At 48.8% G+C, this 22,497-nt stretch carries 23 protein-coding genes; all 23 read left to right on the forward strand.

The genetic code is table 11. The features are described from left to right. Nucleotides 1-677, forward strand: a 677-nt coding sequence (gene ribA / locus JDF658_RS14770) for a GTP cyclohydrolase II (RefSeq protein WP_242946608.1), incomplete at its 5' end; no start/stop codon positions are given. Nucleotides 678-701: 24 nt separating this feature from the next. Beyond that, nucleotides 702-1,175, forward strand: coding sequence for a 6,7-dimethyl-8-ribityllumazine synthase (gene ribE / locus JDF658_RS04685; RefSeq protein WP_078664815.1), 474 nt, complete (start codon nt 702-704; stop codon nt 1,173-1,175). Nucleotides 1,176-1,324: 149 nt separating this feature from the next. Next, nucleotides 1,325-2,824 (forward strand): hypothetical protein, encoded by a 1,500-nt coding sequence (locus JDF658_RS04690; RefSeq protein WP_079906629.1) that lies wholly within the window; start codon nt 1,325-1,327, stop codon nt 2,822-2,824. Between the two features lie 73 nt (nt 2,825-2,897). Next, complete coding sequence (locus JDF658_RS04695; protein WP_278307751.1) at nt 2,898-4,070, forward strand: D-alanyl-D-alanine carboxypeptidase family protein; 1,173 nt, start codon at nt 2,898-2,900, stop codon at nt 4,068-4,070. Between the two features lie 90 nt (nt 4,071-4,160). Then, nucleotides 4,161-6,881, forward strand: coding sequence for a sigma-54-dependent transcriptional regulator (locus JDF658_RS04700; protein WP_143311947.1), 2,721 nt, complete (start codon nt 4,161-4,163; stop codon nt 6,879-6,881). After that, nucleotides 6,882-7,199, forward strand: a complete 318-nt coding sequence (locus JDF658_RS04705; protein ID WP_078664811.1) for a PTS sugar transporter subunit IIB — start codon at nt 6,882-6,884, stop codon at nt 7,197-7,199. A gap of 3 nt (nt 7,200-7,202) precedes the next feature. After that, complete coding sequence (locus JDF658_RS04710) at nt 7,203-8,489, forward strand: PTS sugar transporter subunit IIC (RefSeq protein ID WP_079906631.1); 1,287 nt, start codon at nt 7,203-7,205, stop codon at nt 8,487-8,489. Nucleotides 8,490-8,617: 128 nt separating this feature from the next. After that, entirely contained in the window at nt 8,618-9,640 is a 1,023-nt protein-coding gene (locus JDF658_RS04715; RefSeq protein WP_159446561.1) for a substrate-binding domain-containing protein, read from the forward strand. An 82-nt stretch (nt 9,641-9,722) separates the two neighbouring features. After that, a complete protein-coding gene (locus tag JDF658_RS04720; protein ID WP_079906633.1) occupies nt 9,723-11,243 on the forward strand; it encodes a sugar ABC transporter ATP-binding protein in 1,521 nt (506 codons plus the stop codon). Next, nucleotides 11,224-12,294, forward strand: a complete 1,071-nt coding sequence (locus JDF658_RS04725; RefSeq protein ID WP_078664807.1) for a sugar ABC transporter permease — start codon at nt 11,224-11,226, stop codon at nt 12,292-12,294. The genes JDF658_RS04720 and JDF658_RS04725 overlap by 20 nt, the downstream gene beginning before the upstream one ends. A gap of 135 nt (nt 12,295-12,429) precedes the next feature. After that, nucleotides 12,430-13,359 (forward strand): CoA transferase, encoded by a 930-nt coding sequence (locus JDF658_RS04730; RefSeq protein WP_159446562.1) that lies wholly within the window; start codon nt 12,430-12,432, stop codon nt 13,357-13,359. A 103-nt stretch (nt 13,360-13,462) separates the two neighbouring features. Beyond that, nucleotides 13,463-13,795, forward strand: coding sequence for an anti-sigma factor antagonist (locus tag JDF658_RS04735; RefSeq protein WP_242946609.1), 333 nt, complete (start codon nt 13,463-13,465; stop codon nt 13,793-13,795). Between the two features lie 13 nt (nt 13,796-13,808). Then, nucleotides 13,809-14,255 carry an anti-sigma F factor gene (gene spoIIAB, locus JDF658_RS04740; protein WP_078664804.1) on the forward strand — a complete coding sequence of 149 codons (447 nt, stop codon included), beginning with the start codon at nt 13,809-13,811 and terminating at the stop codon, nt 14,253-14,255. Nucleotides 14,256-14,268: 13 nt separating this feature from the next. Next, nucleotides 14,269-15,036 (forward strand): SigF/SigG family RNA polymerase sporulation sigma factor, encoded by a 768-nt coding sequence (locus JDF658_RS04745; protein ID WP_078664803.1) that lies wholly within the window; start codon nt 14,269-14,271, stop codon nt 15,034-15,036. Nucleotides 15,037-15,129: 93 nt separating this feature from the next. Beyond that, entirely contained in the window at nt 15,130-15,336 is a 207-nt protein-coding gene (locus tag JDF658_RS04750; RefSeq protein WP_079906635.1) for a dodecin family protein, read from the forward strand. A 48-nt stretch (nt 15,337-15,384) separates the two neighbouring features. Beyond that, on the forward strand, nt 15,385-15,858 hold the full coding sequence (spoVAC, locus tag JDF658_RS04755; protein WP_078664801.1) for a stage V sporulation protein AC: 474 nt from the start codon (nt 15,385-15,387) through the stop codon (nt 15,856-15,858). Continuing rightward, nucleotides 15,859-16,869 (forward strand): stage V sporulation protein AD, encoded by a 1,011-nt coding sequence (gene spoVAD / locus JDF658_RS04760; RefSeq protein WP_079906636.1) that lies wholly within the window; start codon nt 15,859-15,861, stop codon nt 16,867-16,869. A gap of 12 nt (nt 16,870-16,881) precedes the next feature. Beyond that, nucleotides 16,882-17,241, forward strand: a complete 360-nt coding sequence (spoVAE, locus tag JDF658_RS04765; RefSeq protein ID WP_079906637.1) for a stage V sporulation protein AE — start codon at nt 16,882-16,884, stop codon at nt 17,239-17,241. A gap of 1 nt (nt 17,242) precedes the next feature. After that, nucleotides 17,243-17,818 carry a stage V sporulation protein AE gene (locus tag JDF658_RS04770; RefSeq protein ID WP_078664798.1) on the forward strand — a complete coding sequence of 192 codons (576 nt, stop codon included), beginning with the start codon at nt 17,243-17,245 and terminating at the stop codon, nt 17,816-17,818. Continuing rightward, nucleotides 17,811-19,364 carry a spore germination protein gene (locus JDF658_RS04775; protein WP_078664797.1) on the forward strand — a complete coding sequence of 518 codons (1,554 nt, stop codon included), beginning with the start codon at nt 17,811-17,813 and terminating at the stop codon, nt 19,362-19,364. Before JDF658_RS04770 ends, JDF658_RS04775 begins: the two co-directional genes overlap by 8 nt. After that, nucleotides 19,351-20,337, forward strand: coding sequence for an acyl-CoA dehydratase activase-related protein (locus JDF658_RS04780; protein WP_079906638.1), 987 nt, complete (start codon nt 19,351-19,353; stop codon nt 20,335-20,337). Before JDF658_RS04775 ends, JDF658_RS04780 begins: the two co-directional genes overlap by 14 nt. Beyond that, nucleotides 20,330-21,445, forward strand: a complete 1,116-nt coding sequence (locus tag JDF658_RS04785) for a CoA protein activase (protein WP_307168109.1) — start codon at nt 20,330-20,332, stop codon at nt 21,443-21,445. The genes JDF658_RS04780 and JDF658_RS04785 overlap by 8 nt, the downstream gene beginning before the upstream one ends. Next, entirely contained in the window at nt 21,423-22,406 is a 984-nt protein-coding gene (locus JDF658_RS04790) for an acyl-CoA dehydratase activase (RefSeq protein ID WP_079906639.1), read from the forward strand. The genes JDF658_RS04785 and JDF658_RS04790 overlap by 23 nt, the downstream gene beginning before the upstream one ends. Nucleotides 22,407-22,497 lie beyond the last annotated feature (91 nt).

Genomic DNA, 22,497 nt, shown 5'->3' on the forward strand with positions numbered 1-22,497 from the left:
TGCCGGAGCTGCTGGAATTTGCCCGGGAACATGGTTTGAAAATAATCACCATCGCTGACCTGATTCAGTATCGTCGTAAAACGGAAAAACTGATTCAGCGAGTGGAGACCATCAGATTGCCCAACCGCTTTGGGGAATTCCAGGCCACTGCCTATGAAAGTTTGATTGATGGCCAGACCCATCTGGCTATTCATAAAGGAGACCTGACCGCACCTGGCCCGGTGCTGGTAAGGGTTCATTCCGAATGCCTGACAGGAGATGTATTTGGCTCTGCCCGTTGCGATTGCGGCGACCAGCTGGCAGCAGCTATGCGCATGATTGAGCGGGAAGGCCGCGGCGTGCTGCTCTATATGCGCCAGGAAGGGCGGGGCATTGGCTTGAAAAACAAAATCCTGGCCTATAAATTACAGGAACAGGGGGCAGATACCGTTGAGGCCAATGAGGCCCTGGGTTTTCCGGCTGATTTGCGGGATTATGGTATAGGGGCTCAGATTCTGGCTGATCTGGGTTTAAAGCAAATCCGCCTGATGACCAATAACCCCCGGAAAATCAAAGGCCTGGAGGGTTATGGTCTGGAGATTGTAGAAAGGGTGCCCATTGAGATCGAGCCCTGTGACTATAATGAGCGCTACCTTAGCACTAAAAAGTCCAAATTAGGGCACATGTTGTCCTTCTAAATAATTTTTGAAAGGAGCAAGAACATGGCATATCAGTTATTGGAAGGTAAATTGCTGGCCCAGGACCTTAAATTTGCCATTGTAGTAGGCCGCTTTAATGAGTTCATCACCAACAAACTGCTGGGCGGGGCTTTAGATGCCATTAAACGCCATGGCGGTAAAGAAGAAGAAGTAACAGTAGCCTGGGTGCCGGGAGCATTTGAGATTCCCCTGGTAGCCCAAAAACTGGCGGCCTGTGGCCAATATGATGCAGTCATCTGTCTGGGGGCGGTTATTCGCGGTTCTACTCCCCATTTTGATTATGTAGCGGCTGAAGTGGCCAAAGGGGTGGCCAAAGTGGGACTGGATACCGGCAAACCTGTGATTTTCGGTGTCCTGACCACTGATACCATTGAACAGGCCATTGAACGGGCAGGCACCAAAGCTGGAAACAAGGGGTATGAGGCTGCGGTTACTGCTATTGAAATGGCCAATTTGTTGAAGCAAATGCAGGAATGAACCAGGCCGGTTTTACCGGTCTGTTTTTTTTTTTTAAGCAGGAATTGTGAAAAAAATGTCGTATAAAGTAAATTAGAGGAGGTGAAGTAAAGAGGTGTAATTTTGTCGAAAGGTTGACAAAAATTCAAAACAGTAGAGGAGGGAGCGAAATGTTCAAAAACAGAAAGGCAGGCATAATGGGATTTGCTCTGTTAGTTGCGTTTGCAGTAGGCAGCGGTACAGGTTGGGCCAGTACTGCCTATCTGAGCAAAGTACCCAGCAGTTTGCCAAAAAGCTGTACTACCTGTCATACAACAAATATACCACAATTGAACGAGACAGGTAAGAAATTCCTGAGCGCTGGAAGAAGTTTCTCTTTCTTGCAAAGTACAAAGACTACAACAACCAGGACAACAGTAACTAAAACAACCTCTACAACTAAAAAATCAACCAAAAAATCAAGCAAAAAACAGCCGGTAAAACAAACTGCAGCTAAACCACAACCAGCTAAACCGCAACCAATCAAACCGACACCGCCGCCCAAACCAGCTTTTGATCCGGTAGCTTTCAACTATCAGGCCTGGGCAAGCAGCAAGCACAGCCAGCTGGTAGAGGAAGGGCCCGATAAATCAATTTGGCCCAATAACCGGGGTGGGACTTATAACTGTGCCAAGTGCCACACTACTGAAGGATTTAAAGCCTATATTACTGATGTAAAAAGCAATCCAGCTACTTTTGAAGCGGTATATGGTAATGCCAGCATCACCTTGAAACCTTATGGTCCTTATCCCAATGCCAAAGCGGTAGCAGCTTGTGATGCCTGCCATGACAACAAGGGGCTGCGGATTACTGGTATGGTGGGATTGCAAACTGTGGCAGCTCCAGGACAACCCGGTGCTGATAAACCATTTATGATGGTTAATGCCGGTAAAGCGGCCGCCTGTTTTGTCTGCCATGATTATCGCAAGGCTCCATCTTTCCCCAGGGACTTGAATGCACCTGGGGTAGCCATCCGTGGACCTCACGCCGCTGCCCAGAGTGAATTGCTGCTAGGTTTTGGTGGAGCAGAAGTAACAGGTGAAAAATATCAATCTTCCCCGCATGCTGCTATACCTAATGCCTGTGTCACCTGCCATATGGCAAAAAGCAATGTACCTGGTCTGGGTGGTCACACATTTAAGGTTGCAGCCAGAGATGCCAGCGGTAAATTGATTAAATCAAATCTTAATGCCTGTACTGCCTGTCATCCGGGCCTGAATACTATTAACCGTCAGGCTCTGGGCGATTATGACGGGGACAGGAAAATCGAAGGGATTCAGGATGAAATCAAAGGTTTGATCGCTGTGCTGGAAGAAGCTATTAATGAGAAACTGGGTTATCCTGAAGCCCATGCTGTCAGTACCGGTGGTCAAATCATTATCTACACTGATATGAAGCATACTGACTCTTTAACACATAAGTTTGAAAATAACAAATGGGTAGTGGATACAACCAAACCTTACTGGACTAACCCTGCAGCAAAAGAAATCTATAATGCTCTTTTCAATATCTTCTTTATTGAGGATGAAGGATCTTATGGGATTCACAACCCTGTTTATGCAGTACAGCTTCTGCAAAAATCCTATAAAGAACTAACTGGTCATGATGTACCTAATGCCAGAATTCGTTAAAATCTAAGGTATATTTCCCCCTTTCTGCCACATAATAATGTTGTACAAGCATGTGGCAAAGGGGGTTCTTTTTATGTGGAAGAAAATGATTATCTGGATAACAGCATTTACACTGCTTTTTCCGGCTGCAGCCGGTGCTGCAAAGATAAAAACTGGTCAGCAGCCTGCACAGCCGGTGGTTCAACTGGAGACTACAGCACAATCAGCCGTTTTGATGGAAGCTAATAGTGGACAGATTCTCTATGAAAAAAATATGCATCAGGCCTTGCCGCCGGCCAGTGTAACTAAAATCATGACTTTGCTGGTGGCTGTAGAGGCTGTGGAACAGGGCAAAGTAAAACTGGAAGACCGGATTAAGGCAAGCGAAAATGCTGCCGGCATGGGTGGATCCCAGATCTATCTTGAACCCGGGGAAGAAATGACACTAAAAGACCTGCTGATTTCGATAGCTGTTGGTTCTGCCAATGATGCCTGTGTAGCAGTGGCGGAGCATGTTGCCGGTTCCCATGAGGCTTTTGTGGAAATGATGAACCAGAAGCTTAAGGATCTGGGTCTGAAGGACAGTAAGTTTGTCAATGCTTATGGTTTGCCTGCTGAAGGTCATGTCGCTTCTGCTTATGACCTGGCTATGATCCTCCGGGAAGGGATGAAACATCCCCTCTTCCGGGAATTGACCTCTATTAAGGAATATGACCTCCGGGGTGGTGAATTTAAGTTATATAATACCAATAAGCTGCTCTGGTGGTATAATGGTGCTGATACAGGCAAAACGGGCTGGACCACTGAAGCCAAATACTGCCTGGCTTCTTCGGCCCAGCGGGATGGCTTGCGCCTGATTGCAGTGGTGATGGCAACCCCCGAGCCTCGCAGCCATTTCCGGGAATCTATCAAGCTGTATAATTATGGGTTTGCCCGATATAAGGCCGTTAATATCAGTCAGGCTGGGCAGGTTCAGGGTGTTATCCCGGTAAGTAAAGGCCAGGTCAAACAGGTAAAAGCTGTAAGCCAGGAACCGGTAGTAATGGTGGTGGAAAAAGGCCAGGAGAAAAAAGTAACCTATAAGGTAGAAATTCCTGCTCGAGTTCAGGCTCCGATTAAGAAGGGGCAGAAAATTGGTAAACTAATCATAATGTTTGAAGGTCAACCAGTAAAAATTGTGGATTTGGTGGCTGCGAGGGAAGTAGAGGCAGCTACCTTAAATCAGCATTTTGGTGCCATCTGGCAAAAAGCCACAGGAATTAAATAAGATAAATACTGGGTTTAAAAGGGTTTTGTTGTGGTCAATCAGCAAAACCCTTATAATATTTTTAAGAGTAAAAAGGAAAAGGTGTGGAGTATGAAACGCCAGGAATTAATCTTGAATTACCTGAAAGAGATGATTGGCCAATTTCCTCAGGGCCTAAGTGCAGGTGAAATTGCTGGAGCACTGGGTTTAGAGCGGGCCAATGTCAGCCGGGAATTAAATGAGGCGGTAAGAAAAGGCATACTGGGTAAAAGCAGTGGCAGACCAGTCAGGTATTTTTATCTGGCAGCTTCAGAACAGCAAAAGAATAGGATGGGTGCAACCGATGCTTTCCAGAGATTGATCGGAGCGGAACAAAGCCTGGAACAGGCTGTCTTGCAGGCTAAAGCTGCCATTTTGTATCCCCCGCAGGGGCTACACTGTCTTCTGATTGGGCCTACCGGGGTGGGTAAAACCCAGTTTGCTGAGACAATGTACCGGTTTGCCCTGGAAAAAGGAGTATTACCACCCACCGCGCCTTTTGTTTCCTTTAATTGCGCTGATTATGCCCATAATCCTCAGCTACTGCTGGGGGTACTTTTTGGGGTGAAGAAAGGCGCCTACACCGGGGCGGAGAGGGATCAGGAAGGACTGGTAGCCAAAGCTCACGGCGGGATTCTGTTCCTTGATGAAATCCATCGCTTGCCGGCAGAAGGGCAGGAAATGCTGTTCTATCTGCTGGACAAGGGACGCTATCGGCCGCTGGGGGAAACGGGGGAGTACAGGGAAGCCAGGGTTTTATTATTAGGGGCTACCACTGAAAATCCCCAGTCCCAGCTACTGTCCACTTTTTGCCGCCGGATTCCTATGTTGATTGAGTTGCCACCACTGGGGGAAAGAACCAGGGAAGAAAGATTATCACTGATTCGCAGCTTTCTTGAGGACGAGGCCCGAAGGATGCGACAGACCCTGGAAATTACCGAGGAAGCCGTTATGGCCCTTGCTTTATATGAACCCCGGGGAAATATCGGACAATTAAAAAGCGACATTCAGCTGGCCTGTGCCAAGGCTTTTTTGCATTTCGTCACAGATGGGGAAGAGCGGGTTAAAGTGGAGATTGGTGATTTGCCGGTGACTGTACGACAAAGTTTAGCGGAAAAAAGTGAGCAGGGAAGACAACTGCGCAGTTTGTTACTGGCCCAGCCTGCCTGGATTTTTGAGCCTGAGTCCAGGCAAAAGGGCCGAGTATTGCCGGCTGAACCAATTCAGGAACCGGATTTTTACCAGTTGATCAGTAAAAGGGTAAAAAGCCTGGCTGCCCGTAAACTGTCAGAACAGGAAATTCAACAGATCCTGTATAATGATATCGAAAGATATTTTCAGCGCTTACTGGCCGGTTTGCCGGAAAAGATTGATCAGATTATCCCATCCAAGTATCTTGAAAAAATATCCTTTCTGGTTGCCGAAGCGGAACTGGCTTTAGGACGCACCTTGCCAGCCCGGGTTTATTATGGAATAGCCATGCATTTGACTACAACCATAGAACATATAAAGAATGGCAAATCCATGCCCAGGACACCTATTGGTACCTGGGTGGAAGAGTATCCAGATGAGTTGAAGGCAGCGGAACAGATTATTGCTGCCCTGGAACAGGAAATGGGATTAAAATTTCCAGACGAAGAAGCCGCTCTGGTGGCGCTATTTTTAGCTTCGGAACGTAAACAGGAGGAAAAAAATCAGAGCGGGCAACCTGGAATTGTGGTACTCTGTCATGGCCGGGCTACAGCCAGCAGCATGGCAGAGGTTGCAGCGGAATTGCTGGGATTTCAGGAAATTCTGACCCTGGATATGCCTTTAACCATGAGTCCGGAAGAGGCCCTGGAACAGGCGACAGAACTGGTGCGTAAAGCAGACCAGGGCCTGGGAGTGGTACTCCTGGTAGATATGGGATCCTTTCTGGCTTTTGGAGAGATTATCAGTGAGCGGACCGGTATAGTTACTGAAGTAGTAGAGGGAGTAAATACGATGCTGGTCATGCAGGCTTTGCGTCTGGTACAAAAGGAAAAGCTTACTGCCCGCGCTCTGGCAGCCAGATTGCGCAAAAGAGAACAGCCTGGGAGACAGACAAATAAAATTGTTGTTTCCGGTAGTGGACATAAGAGATTGGAAGGGGTGATTCTGGTAACCTGTTCTACTGGTGAAGGCAGTGCTCTTAAAATCAAGGCTTTACTGGAAGAAAAGTTGCCTGAACTGGCGGAAAGAAATATCAACTTGCTACCGGTAGGACCTCATAACCTGCAGGTTCCTGCGGGTAAACAGATTCTGGCTGTGGTAGGCAGTTTTCCCCTGCCAGAACTGCAGGTGCCCTTTATTTCCATTGATCGCATTCTTACAGCAGCAGGTTTAAGTCAGTTGCGCTGGTTAATCAACGGCGGAGAGCAGTTAAACTGGCTGGAGGCAGACTCTCAGGATCGTCAGCAATTGCTGGCTAAAATGGAAGAGACTCTGGCCAAGCACTTACGCTTTATTAACCCCTTACGGGCCTTACCTCTGGTCATTGACTGCCTGTCTCGCTATGAGCGGGAGATGGGGCGGCAGTTACCTGATGGTAACTGGGTAGGTTTGATAATGCACATTGTTTGCATGCTGGAAAGGAAAATCCAGAACAGATTGAACCTGCAAGAAGACGAGGTTTCGGGAAGTCAGATAGAACATCCGTTTCTGCAGTTGTTTCAGCCGGTACTGGCTGAATTTGATGTTAAGCTGACGGCCAGGGAAAAAGCCAATTTGCTGCATTTGCTGGAACAGGCCCTGCAGCAGAAGGAGGAAAAATAAATGAAACCAGTCCGTATCTTACTGGTATGCAGTTTTGGTATGTCAACCAGCTTACTGGTGGAAGCCATGCAGACTGAGGCTGAACTGCGCAAACTTACTGCTAAAATCGACTATATCGGCAGCAATGAAATCCATGACTACTGGGAGAGGACGGATGTTATCCTGCTGGGTCCACAGGTAGGTTATCTGCAAAAAACCTGGGCAGATAAGGGAAAGCCCCTGGCCGTCATACCCCCGCTAGCTTATGCTATGGCTGATGGTAAAGCGGCCCTGGATTTGGCTTTATCCTTAATCCAGCAGCAGAAGAGCGAGGAATAGGCTATGGTTAACTGGCTGGAACTAAAATTTCTGCCCTTTGCCGTGAAACTGGCGGAAAATCGCTATTTACAGGCTGTGCGTGATGCTTTTATTGGTTACGGTTTACCCATGATTTTACTGGGCTCTTTCTTTCTCCTGCTGGCCAATCCTCCCCTGCCGGCGGCCTGGCTGCCGCGGCAGTGGTTTCAGCTCAATACTACTCTACTGGTTATTTTCAATGCCACGTTCGGTCTGCTCAGTCTCTGGATTGCCTGGGGGACGGCCAACGCTTTAGCAGCCTATTATCGTCTGGACCGAGATAGGATTGCCCTGACAGCGACAGCGGTTTTTGTGGCAGGCAGTTTTCCAGCTCGGCCAGTGGTTGCTACCGTAGAGAACTGGCTCACTGAACTTGGTCCGCAGGGTTTACTGTTTGCAGTGCTCTGTGCCATTTTGACTGTGGAAATATTTCGCTGGTTTCAGCAAAAAGGCTGGTTACTGCGTTTGCCCAAAGGGGTTCCGGCCGGGATAGCCCGCACCCTGGCCATTTTGTTGCCGGCTGGATTTGTTTTAACCCTGATCTGGTTAAGCAGGTTGCTGCTGGCTGTTGGATTAGGACAGGCTGATTTAACCTGGTCAGCGGCTGTGCGTCAGTTGATTACCCCTCTGGTTAGGGCCTCAGATACTTACTGGTCTGCTTTACTGCAGATTCTGGTGATGATGTTGCTCTGGAGTGTTGGCCTGCACGGTATGAACCTGGTTTCGGCCATTGCCTATCCCCTCTGGGCAGCCAATCTCAGTGAGAATTTTAGCTGGTCTCTGGCACAGCCAGGCACTGTATTGCCACATATTGTAACTGAGCCTTTTTATCATATTTTTGCCCACCTGGGTGGTTCAGGGGCGACGATGCCTCTGGTAATATATTTGCTGAAAAGCAAAAGCAAGACCTTACGTCAGGTAGGACGGGTTGCCTTATTACCGGCCCTGTTCAATATCAATGAGCCGATAACTTTTGGGGTGCCGTTGGCATTAAACCCGGTAATGATTATTCCTTTTATCCTGGCCCCAGCGATGATTGTAACTGTGAATTACTGGGCCATGGCCTGGGGCTGGGTAGCCAGGCCTTTGTATCAATTGCCTTTCACTGTACCGGTCTTATTCAGCGGGTATTTGAGCAATGGGCATATTAGCGGTACTGTGTTACAAGCAGTGGATTTGTTACTGGCAGCATTGATTTATTGGCCGTTTTTTCGCTTGTGGGAAACAAAAGTATTACACACTGAGGCTGAACAGTCTGACACACTAAAATGAAGTGTGTTAAAAAGCCTGTCCCTGAACAAAAAAGCCGCTGGGACAGGCTTTTTTCTGTTTTGGCACGCTCCTTGCTTAATATTAGGCTGGCAGGCAACAACAAGCAGAAGAAAAAAGGAGGGTCCTGGATGTCCAAATTCATGAAGCGAATCGCTCTACTGCTGGCACTATTAATTGGTTTCAGCGCCCTGGCCGGTTGTGGTAATACCAATAATGCTGGAAACAGCGGGGACAACCAGCCGGAAAAGAAGAAAATTAAAATCGGTGTTTCTGTCGCTACCATGCAGGAAGCTGTTTATACCTTTATGAAAAAGGCCATGGAAGACAATGCTGCTGCTAACAATGCGGAAATCATCTGGACTTCTGCAGATAACAAGGAAGAAAAGCAATTATCTGATGTCGAAAGTTTGCTGTCGCAGGGAATCGATGTTTTGATTTTGCATGCTGTTAACACTGGCGCTGCTGCTTCTCTGGTAGCCAAGGCTGAGGCTGCCGGGGTACCTGTAGTGGCTATGGACCGTCTCCCGGAAAATGCCAAAGTGGCCCTGTATGTAACTGCTGACTCCAAGCAGGTTGGTCGGATTCAGGCTCAGTATCTGGCCGAACAGCTGGGTGGTAAAGGGAATGTTATCATCCTAGAAGGGGAAGCTGGCAATGGCGTGGCCCGGGACATTACTGCTGGTAACAAGGAAGTACTGGCCAAGTATCCCGACATCAAAGTCGTAGTGGATCAGGCTCACAAAGGCTGGGCCCGGGACCTGGCCATGAATACTGTAGAAACTGCTCTGACCCAGTACAATAACAATATTCAAGGCATTCTGGCCAATAACTCCGGTATGGCTATGGGTGCAGTTCAGGCCTTGAAGAATAAAGGACTGGCTGGCAAGGTGGTAACTATCGGTTCTGATGCTGATGAAGACGCATGTAAAGCGATTAAAGCCGGGGAGCTGTCCGCTGATGTGGACAAAAAGCCCTATGAATTAGGGAAGGCCTCCTTCCTGGCTGCTGTAGAACTGGCTCAGAAGAAAACTCCTGCCAGTGATACCACAATTAAGAACGGTGACTTTGAAGTGCCTGTGAAACTGACTCCTGTTGAGCTTATTAAAAAGGATAATGTCGATACTATGAAATATCGCTGGCCCAATCTGTAAGGCCAAGAACCGCGGATAGAAAATCCGGCTGCCTGCCTTTCTTTCCGCGGTGTCTTTTTTGAGAAAAATAGGTGGTGAGAAAATGAAGAAAATCCTGGAAATGCGCCAGATCGAAAAAAGTTTTGGTAAAGTGAAAGTTCTGAAAGGAGTTAATTTAACTGCCTATCGGGGCGAAGTACTGGCTTTGATGGGGGAAAATGGGGCAGGTAAATCCACCTTAATGAAAATTCTCAGCGGTGTTTATCCTTATGGTAGCTATAGTGGTGAGCTGGTCATCAATGGCCAGATTTGCCAGTTTAACAGCACCAGAGATGCAGTTAAAGCCGGGGTTTCCATTATCCATCAGGAACTGAATCTTATCCCCGGTTTAAGTGTTATGGAAAATATTTTTCTGGGACGGGAGCCCAAAACAGCACCAGGCTTAATTGACTGGCAACAGATGCGTCAACTGACTGTGGAACTGCTGGAACGGGTAGGGATAACCCTGGAGCCGGAGGAACTGGTGGGTAACCTTAGTATTGGCCAGCAACAGCTGATTGAAATTGCCAAAGCCTTAAGTTTTTCTGCCGAAATCATTATTATGGATGAACCTACTTCTGCCTTGACTGATAGTGAAGTTGAGCAATTGTTCAACCTGATCCGTCTGCTGAAAAGCCAGGATAAAGCGATTATCTATATTTCCCATAAGATGGATGAAATTGATGTGATAGCAGACCGGGTGGAGGTTTTACGGGACGGGGAATCAGTAGGGGGAGGCATGAAAGCAGATCTGAGTCGGGATAAAATTATCAGCTTGATGGTTGGTCGCGACCTTACTGATTTGTACCCACGCCGGGAGAATAAACCCGGTGAAGTGATTCTGGAAATCGAAAGCCTGACGGTGCCGGGGGTATTAGAAACTTTGTCCCTGCAAGTGAGAAAAGGGGAAGTACTTGGTATAGCTGGTTTGATGGGCTCTGGTCGGACAGAATTGGCCCTGGCCCTGTTTGGAATTTACGGGAAGAGATTGACCGGAGAAATCCGTCTCAATGGTAAAAAACTTACCATTCAAAATCCACGGCAAGCGCTGGATAACGGGATAGCCCTGGTGACAGAGGACAGAAAAGTCAGCGGCCTGGTCCTGGGTATGTCAGTAGGTGAAAATTTGACTCTATCCTGTTTAGAACAGTTGAGCAACGCCCTGGGCATAATCAACCAGGAAAGAGAAAGGACTGTAATCAAAAATTACATTCAGGAATTGCGCATTAAAACGGCTGATGAAGATCTGGCTGTGGCCAACCTTAGCGGTGGCAATCAACAAAAAGTGGTACTGGCCAAAATGCTGGCCACCCAGCCCCGCATATTGATTTTGGACGAACCCACCCGGGGTGTGGATGTAGGGGCAAAGGCTGAGATCTATCAGATCATCAACCGTCTGGCTGCCAATGGAGTAGGCATAATCATGATCTCTTCCGAATTGCCAGAAATCATTGGTATGAGTGACCGGGTAGCGGTTATGGCTGATGGCAGTCTGGCGGGCATTCTGGAAAAAGAAGAAGTGACTCAGGAAAAAATCATGGCCTTGGCAACAGGAGGAAGACGCAATGAAAAAGAATCTGCATAAATACACGATCTTGCTGGTTCTACTGGCAATGGGAATTATTTCAACAGTAATTACTGATGGTGCTTTTGCCCGGCCAGAAAATATTATGAATCTGGCGGTACAGGTAGTTGTCAATGGCATACTGGCTGTGGGTATGACCCTGATCATTCTTACTGGCGGTATCGATCTGGGAGTAGGGTCGGTTATGGCCCTTATCGGGGTAGTTGTAGCCAAATTGCAGTTAACCTACCACTTTTCTACCTGGTCCTCTGTATTAATTTCCCTGGCTCTGGGTCTGGGGATTGGTCTCTGGAATGGCTTTTTCATCACCAAATTCAAACTCCCTCCGTTTATCGTAACGCTGGGCAGTATGACCATTGCCAGGGGTCTGGCTCTGGTTATCTCCAAAGGTAGTGCCATCGCTCCTGTCAACAATACCTTTGCTATGCTGGCGACCTGGCAGCTGCCTTCTCTGGTAGCCGTTGTCTTGACTGCCATTATTGGTGGTTTAATCCTGTTTAGAAATATCAGGAACAAACATTGGCTGGATGGCATAGCTACTGCATTGGTCACTTTATTTGTCATCTGGGTGCTTTTAAATAGCCGCGGCCTGCCTTTACCGGTTATTATTTTCGCCATTGTGGCCGCTCTGGGGATCTTTGTCCTGAAAAGAACTACCTTTGGCCGTTATCTTTATGCTTATGGAGGTAATGTTCAGGCTACCCGCCTTTCCGGGATAAACGTGGATAAACTACTGATCTGGGATTATGTCATTATGGGGGGGTTGGCAGCTCTGGCTGGCCTGGTCCTGGCCAGTCGCATGGCAGCCGGGGTTCCGACCGCCGGAAATATGGCGGAACTGGATGCCATCGCCTCTGTAGTTATCGGTGGTACTAGTCTGGCCGGGGGGGCTGGGGCAGTTGGTGGCTCCGTAATTGGAGCGTTCATCATTGGCTTGCTCAATAACGTTCTGGTCATTCTCAATGTGGAAGCAAACTATCAGTATATTATTAAAGGTTTTATTATCATGGGCGCTGTAATGCTGGATACTCTGAAACAGAAGCGGGGCTAGGGATGCTCCGCTTTTTTCATAAAACCCCTTGGAATTATTGGTTAACAGTTCTATAATTGATATTGGAGCAAAATGAAAAAGGAATCAGTTTTTGGAATGTGCAATTTTTCACAATCAAGGGTGGGAGGGGAAAATATGCTTGACGGGGTTACGGTGCTTGAACTGGCGGCAGTCCTGCCGGGGCGCTATGCGGGCAGGATTCTGGCTGACTTAGGAGCCCGGGTGGTCAGGGTGGTGGAGCCAGCCAGGCAGGAATATTTCCAGGGGACAGATCTGGGCAGAAACCTGAACGAAGGCAAGGAAACTGTTTTTCTGGACCTTAATGATCCTGAGCAACGACAATCTTTTTTTAACTATGTCTCAGAAGCTCAGGTCTTGCTCTGTAATTTTCGTCCGGAGCGCCTCAAAAAGCTGAACATTGAATATAAAGGATTGAAAAAATATCGGCCTGATTTGGTTTGTTGCCTGATTTCCGGTTTTGGTCAGAATAGCATCTATGGCAATCAGGGGGCTCATGATCTCAATTTCCAGGCGATTAGCGGCCTGCTGTTCGGACCTCATTTTCCAGTAAGTGCTTTAAGTGGTGCTCTCTGGGCCGTGATTGCAGTTCTGGCTGGACTATATCAGCAGCAAAAAACAGGGGAAGGAATTTTCCTTGATATTGCTATTTTAGCCGGAATGCTGGAGTGGTCGGGGCTTATAGCAGAGCAGAAAAATGTTCGTCCTACGGTGAACAACTGGATCTATGCGACCAAAGATGATGGTCAGGTTGCCATTTCAGCACTGGAACGACATTTCTGGCGGCGTTTTTGTGAGCGCCTGGCCAGGCCTGACTTGCTGGATTTTTATAATGTCCCTATAGCAGCGGACCACCCGGCATATATCACCCTGGTGGAGCTGTTTGCCAGCAAAACTCGTCAGGAATGGGAAGAGCTGCTGGCTGATGCTGATTGTTGTTTTAGCTCGGTTTTACCAGTTTCGGAAGCATTGACATCCTGTTATTTGCAGGAAAGAAGAAAAGGCTGGCCGCGAACTCTGGCAGTAAAACTCTTTTCGGAACTTTAATAAGCGACAGCAAGTGACAAAATTAGTGGAATTATTTGGCAGGATTTTTGAAAATGACAAAGAATATTATTAAATAAAAATGTACGGGAGAGGAGGACAAGCCTTGCGCCTGCTGCATAAAAAAATAGGGAATACTCTGGTGATTAGGCCGGAGGGAGAACTGGATATGTCTGTGGCTGAGCCATTTCGTCAAGGAGTAGACCAATTATTGGAACAGCATCCAGGCTGTGATTTGTGTCTGGATCTTGAAGCGGTCAGCTTTATTGATAGTTCGGGTTTAGGGGTGATTCTGGGACGCTATAAAAAACTGTCAGCTACCAGGTTAAAGATGTCCATTTGTTCACCCCGGCCTCCGGTCAAAAGAATTTTAGAGCTCTCAGGGGTAATGAGGATCATGCCTGTCTACGATTCACTGGAACAACTGGCACAAATGTAAGGGGGAGCGCACTGTGGAGAAAAAGAACTGGCTAAAAATTGAATTTCCTGCCCTGGCAGAAAATGTAGCCCTTGCCCGGGTGACTGTGGCAGCACTAGCAGCTCAACTGGATTTTACTCTGGCAGATATTGATGAAATCAAGGTGGCAGTTTCAGAAGCAGTTTCCAATGCTATAATCCACGGTTATGATAATGATGGCAGGCAATTAGTAGTGCTAGAAACTACCCTGTATGATCAGGGGATAGAAATCCGGGTCATAGACAGGGGTAAAGGTATAGCAGATTTAGCCCGCGCCATGGAGCCAGCTTATTCCAGCATGCCGGAGCGGATGGGATTGGGCTTTACTTTTATGAACTCCTTTATGGACAATTTACTGGTTGAGACCGCTGTCGGTCAGGGCACGACTGTGATTATGTTTAAAAAACTTACCGGCGGCGCTGAAGATCAGCCGGCCAGCTGATGGGGGCGATGGCATGGCTAACCTGTTTAAAGATATGAATTTGCCCTATTATCCCCTATTAACAGAGGAAGAGACCAGAGACTTGCTGCAAAAAAGTGTCAGGGGCGATCAGGAGGCCAGGGAAAAACTGATCAACCATAATCTGCGACTGGTATTTAATCTGGTCCAGCGCTTTGCCGGTAAGGGTTATGACCTGGAAGACCTGTTTCAAATCGGTGTCATAGGTTTAATGAAGGCTGTGGATCGTTTTAATCCCGATTTTGATGTGCGTTTTTCCACCTATGCTGTACCTATGGTTTTAGGGGAAATTCGCCGCTATCTCCGGGATGATCAGCCGGTAAAACTGACCCGTTCAATTAAGGAGGGGGCAGTGAAGGTACATAAAATGCGAGAGACTTTAATGAAAGAACTGGGCCGCGAACCAACGGTCCAGGAGCTGGCAGGGGCTCTGGATATGGCAGCAGATGAAGTGCTGGCTACGCTGGAGGCCATGCAGGCTCCCGTTTCCATGCAAGAAGCCTTGTATCAGGATGATGGTGACCCGGTTCTGCTGGAGGACCGATTGACTGAAGAGGGTACAGGAGAAAAAATGCTGGAGAAACTGGCTCTTAAGGAAGTAATAGATAAATTGCCACCCCGGGACCGGCAGCTTCTTATTTTGCGCTTTTTTGAAGATAAAACCCAGATGCAGGTGGCAGAGATTCTGGGCATTTCCCAGGTTCAGGTCTCTCGCCTGGAGCGGCAAGCTTTGCAAAATTTACGAGCTTTACTGTCAGGTTAGAGGATAATCCGCCTGGAAACGAAGGCGGATTTTTTTTGTATATTTCTCTTTCTTCAGGGAGAGGCTAAAGAGTGAATGAAAGGAGGGAAAGGCATGTTTGTCAAGGTAGTAGAACTGGTAGGCGAGTCTCCCATTGGCTGGAAGGATGCAGTGCAGAGGGCGGTGGAGGAAGCATCCAAGAGTGTTCAGAACATCACCGGCGTGGAAGTATATAATATGACCGCCAACGTTGAAGATGGTAAACTGACAGAATTTAAAGCCAATGTTAAGATCGCTTACACTGATGAAGTACTGAAATAACCGGGAAGGACACCGGCAGGTGTCCTTTCTCAATGTGGGGGGGATATCATGGGTATTCTGGCACAATATCCTGGTAAAAAAAATAAACAGAAGGCATATCAGCAAATGATTCAGGAGTTAGCGCCCAGGCCGCCAGTATTGAAAAATGCCTTTTTTGCTTTCTTTTTCGGAGGTTTAATTTGCACTGTCGGGCAATTGTTAATTAATTTTTATCAGAGACAGGGATTGAGTTTTCTGGATAGCACAGCGGCAACTGCAGCTACACTGGTTTTTGTAGCTGCCTTTCTCACCGGTCTAGGGGTTTGGGATACATTTGGGCGAATTGCCGGTGCTGGAGCGATTGTTCCAATTACCGGTTTTGCTAACTCTATGGTAGCAGCGGCACTGGAGTATAAACGCGAAGGAATGGTTTTTGGGGTTGCCGCCCGGCTATTTACCATTGCTGGTCCTGTGATTGTTTTTGGTACGGTAACGGCCTGGTTAGTTGGACTGTTATTTTACCTGGTAGGGGGAGGGAAATAGATGAAAGGGAAAAAAATCGGCAAACAGACGATACAGTTTGCCAATCCGCCGGTAATTCTCGCTACTGCCACCACGGCTGGGCCTATGGAAGCCAAAGGACCGTTAGGCACTTATTACAGTCTAACCTATCCTGACCAGCTGATTGGACAGAAATCCTGGGAACAGGCGGAAAGAAAGATGTTGAAGGATGCGGTGGAGCTGGCCATCAGCCATTCTCGCCTTACGGTTATGGATATCGAGTTTCTGCTAGCGGGTGATTTGTTGAATCAGATTATCACTGCCAATTTTGCGGCCAGGGATCTGGGTATACCATTGATTGGTCTGTATGGGGCCTGTTCTACCATGGCCTTAGGCCTGGCCCTGGGGGCGATGATTATAGACGGTGGTTTTGCCCGTCACCTGGTGGTTGCAGCTTCCAGTCATTATGATACTGCCGAAAGGCAGTATCGCTATCCCACTGAATTAGGAACTCAACGACCGATGACGGCACAATGGACAGTGACCGGGGCAGGGGCCATGGTTTTAGGAGCCGTTGGGGAAGGTCTGTATATTACCCATGCTACTATCGGCAAGGTGATGGATTTAGGGCAGGATAATCCCAATGATATGGGCTCAGCTATGGCGCCAGCAGTAGCTGATACCATCCTTACCCATTTTGGCGATACAGGCCGCAGTCCGGCGGATTATGACCTGATCATCAGTGGTGACCTGGCCAGTATTGGAAAGGCTCTTTGCGAAAGGATATTGAAAGAAGCTGGCTTTGATGTGACTAATAAGTATACCGATGCGGGAATATTAGTATATGACCCCATTCAGGATGTGCACGCCGGTGGCAGTGGTTGTGGCTGCTCAGCGATCGTATGGGGTAGCTGGCTTTATCAGGAAATGTTGAAAGGGCGATTTAAACGGGTTTTACTGGTGGGTTCCGGATCTTTACATAGTCCCATTTCAGTACAGCAAGGGGAGACTATCCCGGGCATTGGCCATGCCATTGCCGTAGAAAGGCTTTAGGAGGAGAAAGGCATGATTTACTTTAAGGCATTTCTGGTTGGGGGGGCAATCTGTTTACTGGGACAGCTCTTGATGGATTTAACCAGTCATAAAATCACCCCGGCTCATATACTGGTCGGATTTGTTTCGGGGGGAGCCCTTCTAAGCGCCCTGGGTGTCTATCAGCCTCTGGTCAACTGGGCAGGGGCAGGAGCCACTGTACCTTTACCGGGGTTTGGCCATGCGCTGGCGCAGGGTGCCATTAAAGCGGTACAGTCTAAAGGGCTTTTGGGCGCTTTTGCTGGAGGCTTGCAAGCCGCCGCTGTTGGCCTTACGGCTGCCATTGTCTTTGGTTATTTAATCGCTGCCCTGTTCAATCCGCGGGGTGATTGAAATGGGGCAACGCAAGCGGGTAATCCTGGTTACTGACGGGGACAAGGTGGCCCGTAAAGCTGTAGAGAAAGCTGCGGCTAATATTAAGGCTCACTGTATTTCTGCTTCGGCCGGCAATCCAACGCCAATAAGTGGCCCGGAATTGTTGCAGTTAATCAGGGAAGCCCGGGGTGAGCCGGTAGTAATCATGGTGGATGACCGTGGCAAGGAAGGTCAGGGGAAAGGAGAGCAGCTGGCCCGTTTCCTGGCTAAATGCCGGGAAGTAGAAATTATTGGCGCAGTAGCGGTAGCTTCCAATGACAAGGGAGCGGATGGGGTCAGAGTGGATTGTTCCATAACAGCTGATGGAAAAATAATATCCGGTCCCGTGGACAAGGAAGGGCAACCAGAGCCGGAAGGCCATCTTTATCTGGAGGGAGATACGGTAGATATGTTGCGTTCTCTGGGGGTACCAGTAATTGTTGGTATCGGGGATATAGGCAAACAGCAAGGGGCGGATAGCTGGGCGAAAGGCGCACCTTTAACGACTAAGGCTTTACGATACATTATTGAACAAGGAGGCAACCAGCATGGCTGAACGGGAGGAAATGCTGAGCGGCAAATTGGGCCGTAATTTTCAGGAAAATGTGGCCCAGCTGGATAAAATCCTGGCTGCTGGAATTTGTTTTGATGTACATAGCCGCCCCCTGGAATTCGGTCAGAAAAAAATACAGATGTATTTTGTAGATGGTCTGGTTGACTCGACCTCCATTTTGGATATGACCCGGATTCTCTCTATGGTGGAGCGCAATGACCTGGTACCAGCCACTTTGCACAAACTGGTACAGACCTACCTCAGTCACGGCCAGGTGACCACAGAAGCTGCCCTGGACAAAATTGCTTCCCATGTACTGGCCGGTCGCACCGCTTTTATTGTGGAAGGCGAACAGGAAGCCATTATCGTTGAGGCCCGGCGCTATCCGGCCCGGGGGCCGGAGGAGCCCGATCTGGAAAAGGTAGTTCGGGGTAGCCGGGATGGCTTTACGGAAACCATTATTTTCAACACTGCCTTGATCAGGCGGCGGATCAGAGACCCCAAATTGAGATTTATCATGCTATCGGGAGGGAAGAGGTCTAAAAGCGATATTTGTCTGGCTTATATCGAGGATATCGCCAGCCCGGAACTGGTAGCTGATATCAAACGGCGTCTGGAAAAACTAAATATCGACGGTTTGCCTATGGCGGAAAAGTCTGTGGAAGAGATGATTACTAAAGAGGATAATGCCTGGAACCCTTTTCCCCAGGTACGCTATACTGAAAGGCCGGATGTGGCAGCAGCCCACTTGTTGGAAGGGCATGTGCTGATTATGGTGGATACTTCCCCCAGTATTATGATTGCACCTACAACCTTTTTTCACCACGTCCAGCATGCTGAGGAATACCGGCAAGCGCCAATCGTGGGTGCATATATCCGCTGGGTACGGTTACTGGCGATTGTAGCTTCCCTGGTAGTTGTTCCTTTATGGTTGCTTTTCTCCCTGCATCCTGGATTGTTGCCGAAAGCACTGAGTTTTATTGGGCCGAAAAAAATAGGGAATGTTCCTCTGATCCTGCAGTTTCTCATAGCTGAAGTCAGTATCGATGTGGTCAGGATGGCGGCTATCCATACTCCATCCCCATTGACCACTTCCCTGGGTTTGATCGCGGCTTTAATGATCGGTGAGGTAGCAATTAATATCGGGATGTTTGCTCCAGAGGTAATTATGTATATGGCCATTGCTGCTACTGGAACTTTTGCTACCCCCAGTTATGAGCTAGGAATGGCATTAAGATTGTGGCGCTATCTCTTGATTATACTGGTCTACGCTTTAAGCTGGCCCGGTTTGGTGCTAGGCGTGCTGGCCTTATTTGTCTTCCTGGCCCGGTCCAGGTCTTTTGGAGTACCCTATCTCTGGCCGCTAATACCTTTTAACTGGACAGCTTTGAAAGCCATTCTGATTCGTTATCCAGTACCGATTCAGAACAGCCGGCCCAGCATCCTGAAGCCAGTAGATACTGACCGGCAACCGGGGCAGTCCATTCCTATTCCCTCACGGAAACCTCAGTTTGGCAAAGGAGAGAAAGAGGAAAATGAGAAAGATTAAAATCAGTGAGAAACGGGCTCCGCGGGTGGGGATTCCCCGGGCCCTCCTTTATTATAGCTATAATCCTTTCTGGACCGAATTTTTTCGTCAGATAGGGGCAGAGCCTATTTTATCACCGGAGACTAACAAGGAAATCCTCGATGCCGGAGTGCGTCTGGCTGCTGATGAAGCCTGTTTGCCGGTAAAGGTGTTTCTGGGGCATGTTCAGGCCGTGATTAATCTGGGTGTGGACTATCTTTTCATTCCCCGGCTGGTGGCCGTGGAGAAAAGGGCTTATATTTGTCCCAAATTCCTGGGGCTACCGGATATGGCCCGGGCCTGTTTAAAATTGCCTGTACCCTTGCTAAAGCCTACTATCAATCTGAATGGCGGCCGACGGCAGCTCTGGCTGGCGGCCAGGGAGACGGCAGAACAGCTGGGAGTGCATCCGATACAAGCGGGACGAGCCCTGCTTAAAGCCTGGGTGTTCTGGCAGAAAGCCGGGGGGATCAGCTGGTGGCGCCAGCACACCCGTTCGCTGAGAGGCGAAAACAGCCGCAGGGGACTGAAAGTAGCTGTAATTGCTCATCCCTATAATCTGTATGATAATTACATTAATCTGGGGCTCCTCCAGCATTTGGAGCAGCTGGGTGTAGAAGTGGTTACTCCGGAAGATGTGCCCGTCCAGGAAGCAGAAGCGGGAGCAGCCCAAATGCCCAAAAGGCTATTTTGGACCCTGAACCGCCATTTGCTGGGAACCGCGTTACACCTGGCTGAGCAAGAAGGATTATCCGGGTTAATCCATCTCTCTGCCTTCGGCTGTGGGCCTGACTCATTTACCGGTGAAATTATTACCCGGCGTTTACAAAGAGCAGGGCGGGTGTCGGTTCTTAACCTGACTATTGATGAGCATAGCGGGGAGGCAGGGCTGGTGACGCGGGTGGAAGCCTTTATCGATATGCTGCAGAGAAGGAGGAAACAGTGCGGTGCCTAAAGTAACTTTTCCCCACATGGGGACGATGGCTATCGGGGTAAAGGGACTATTAAGGGAACTGAGAGTGGAAACGATTGTGCCACCTCCCATTACAAAACGCACTCTGGAACTGGGGTGTCGTCATTCCCCGGAGTTCGCCTGTTTGCCGCTGAAAATAAATCTGGGCAACTTTATTGAAGCTGCCGAGCTAGGGGCAGATACAATTTTAATGGCAGGCGGCATGGGGCCTTGCCGATTTGGCTATTATGCCCAGGTTCAACGGGAAATATTGAAAGACCTGGGTTATGACCTGGAAATGGTAGTGCTGGAACCGCCGGAGAAACACATTTCCCAGTTTATACAGCGCCTGCGGAGAATTACCGGCAATCAGCCCCTCTGGCGGGTGATGAAGGCTTTGCGCCTGGCCTGGCATAAACTGGCGGCCCTGGACCGACTGGAACGACTGGTGGCTACCTTGAGGGCCCGGGCCTACCAGCCGGAGGAAGTGGAAAAAGCCTGGCGCCAGGTCCAGGTCTGCCTGGATCAGGCCCGGACTCTGGCGGAAATTAAGCAGGCGGTGACGCATTCCCAGCAACTGCTGTACAGTTTGCCAGTGGATTGGGCCAAAAAAGTTGTGCGTATCGGTTTAACGGGAGAGATTTATTGCCTGCTGGAGCCCTTTGCCAACCTGGAAATTGAACGCCGCTTAGGAGCGCTGGGGGTCGAGGTGGAACGGAGTCTGTATTTGAGCCATTGGATCAATGAACATCTTTTTCGGGGATTGATCCCCGGTATTCCGGATAGCCATCAGGCCTGTCAGGCTGCCAGTCCTTATTTAAATCATTTCGTGGGCGGACATGGTCAGGATACCATTGGCCATGCAGTATTGTGGGCTCAGAAAGGTTTTGATGGCTTGATTCAGGTTGCTCCTCTGACCTGTATGCCGGAAATTGTAGCGCAGAGTATTTTGCCTCAAGTGAGCAATGAGCTGGGCATTCCTGCCATGACGCTCTATTTTGACCAGCATACCGGTGAGGCTGGCTTGCAGACCAGACTGGAGGCCTTTGTGGATTTGCTGGTTCGCCAAAAGGAGGTTAACAGGAGAAATGAAAGCATTTCTCGGTATTGATGTAGGTTCAGTCAGTACCAATATTGTCTTGATGGATGAAAAAGGGGAGATTAAGGAAGCACTTTATCTCAGAACCCGGGGACGGCCTATCCCTACGGTGCAGGAGGGTCTTGCCCAAATTGCTGAAAGCTGGGCCGGTAAAGCCAATATCCGCGGGGTGGGCACTACCGGTAGTGGGCGCCAGCTGGCGGCTTTACTGGTGGGTGCGGATGCGGTTAAAAACGAAATCACTGCCCATGCCGTGGCTGCTTCTACGCTGGTGCCTGGGGTACAAACAGTGCTGGAAATAGGTGGGCAGGATTCGAAAATTATTATTCTGAGAAATGGGATTGTGGCGGACTTTGCCATGAACACTGTTTGTGCTGCCGGTACCGGCTCCTTCCTGGACCAGCAGGCGGCGCGTCTTAATATACCCATTGAAGAGTTTGGGCCCCGGGCCTTAGCTGCCCGCCACCCGGTACGCATTGCTGGCCGTTGCTCGGTCTTTGCTGAATCGGACATGATCCATAAACAGCAGATGGGTCACGATCTGGCCGATATTCTCGCCGGTTTATGTGAAGCCCTGGTCAGAAATTATCTCAATAATGTAGGTAAAGGCAAAGAGATTTTGGCACCAGTGGTTTTTCAGGGGGGAGTTGCCGCCAATGCCGGCATCCGGGCTGCTTTTGAAAAGGCCCTGGGGATGGAAATTATTGTCCCGCCCCACTTTAATGTAATGGGAGCAGTAGGAGCTGCCATCCTGGCCCGGGAAGCGGTCCTGCAAGGACAAACTACCAGGTTTAAAGGCTGGAGTCTCTGTCAGCAAGATTTTGCCTCTGGCAGTTTTGAGTGCAAATATTGCCCCAATCTCTGTGAGGTTATTGAATTAAAACAAAACGGAGAAACCGTAGCCCGCTGGGGAGACCGCTGCGGGCGCTGGTCGCAAGCAGAAGCAGCCCGCGAAACAGCGGCTGGAAAATAAAATTGTTATTGAACAGTTGTGGGCTCTATGCTAAAATACAAGCATGGAGCCTTCTTTTTCCATTTGAGGGAGAAGAGCATGGCAAGAAGGA

This window comes from Carboxydocella sp. JDF658 (assembly GCF_002049395.1).
Lineage (GTDB): Bacteria > Bacillota.

Coding starts and splice junctions, on each gene's coding strand:
- JDF658_RS04715 (WP_159446561.1), top strand. CDS start 8,618: ATGTCCAAATTCATGAAGCGAATCGCTCTACTGCTGGCACTATTAATT.
- JDF658_RS04770 (WP_078664798.1), top strand. CDS start 17,243: ATGGGGCAACGCAAGCGGGTAATCCTGGTTACTGACGGGGACAAGGTG.
- JDF658_RS04780 (WP_079906638.1), top strand. CDS start 19,351: ATGAGAAAGATTAAAATCAGTGAGAAACGGGCTCCGCGGGTGGGGATT.
- spoVAE (WP_079906637.1), top strand. CDS start 16,882: ATGATTTACTTTAAGGCATTTCTGGTTGGGGGGGCAATCTGTTTACTG.
- JDF658_RS04725 (WP_078664807.1), top strand. CDS start 11,224: ATGAAAAAGAATCTGCATAAATACACGATCTTGCTGGTTCTACTGGCA.
- JDF658_RS04700 (WP_143311947.1), top strand. CDS start 4,161: ATGAAACGCCAGGAATTAATCTTGAATTACCTGAAAGAGATGATTGGC.
- JDF658_RS04710 (WP_079906631.1), top strand. CDS start 7,203: ATGGTTAACTGGCTGGAACTAAAATTTCTGCCCTTTGCCGTGAAACTG.
- JDF658_RS04790 (WP_079906639.1), top strand. CDS start 21,423: ATGAAAGCATTTCTCGGTATTGATGTAGGTTCAGTCAGTACCAATATT.
- JDF658_RS04730 (WP_159446562.1), top strand. CDS start 12,430: ATGCTTGACGGGGTTACGGTGCTTGAACTGGCGGCAGTCCTGCCGGGG.
- JDF658_RS04705 (WP_078664811.1), top strand. CDS start 6,882: ATGAAACCAGTCCGTATCTTACTGGTATGCAGTTTTGGTATGTCAACC.
- JDF658_RS04775 (WP_078664797.1), top strand. CDS start 17,811: ATGGCTGAACGGGAGGAAATGCTGAGCGGCAAATTGGGCCGTAATTTT.
- spoVAC (WP_078664801.1), top strand. CDS start 15,385: ATGGGTATTCTGGCACAATATCCTGGTAAAAAAAATAAACAGAAGGCA.
- JDF658_RS04720 (WP_079906633.1), top strand. CDS start 9,723: ATGAAGAAAATCCTGGAAATGCGCCAGATCGAAAAAAGTTTTGGTAAA.
- JDF658_RS04745 (WP_078664803.1), top strand. CDS start 14,269: ATGGCTAACCTGTTTAAAGATATGAATTTGCCCTATTATCCCCTATTA.
- spoVAD (WP_079906636.1), top strand. CDS start 15,859: ATGAAAGGGAAAAAAATCGGCAAACAGACGATACAGTTTGCCAATCCG.
- ribE (WP_078664815.1), top strand. CDS start 702: ATGGCATATCAGTTATTGGAAGGTAAATTGCTGGCCCAGGACCTTAAA.
- JDF658_RS04695 (WP_278307751.1), top strand. CDS start 2,898: ATGTGGAAGAAAATGATTATCTGGATAACAGCATTTACACTGCTTTTT.
- JDF658_RS04690 (WP_079906629.1), top strand. CDS start 1,325: ATGTTCAAAAACAGAAAGGCAGGCATAATGGGATTTGCTCTGTTAGTT.
- JDF658_RS04750 (WP_079906635.1), top strand. CDS start 15,130: ATGTTTGTCAAGGTAGTAGAACTGGTAGGCGAGTCTCCCATTGGCTGG.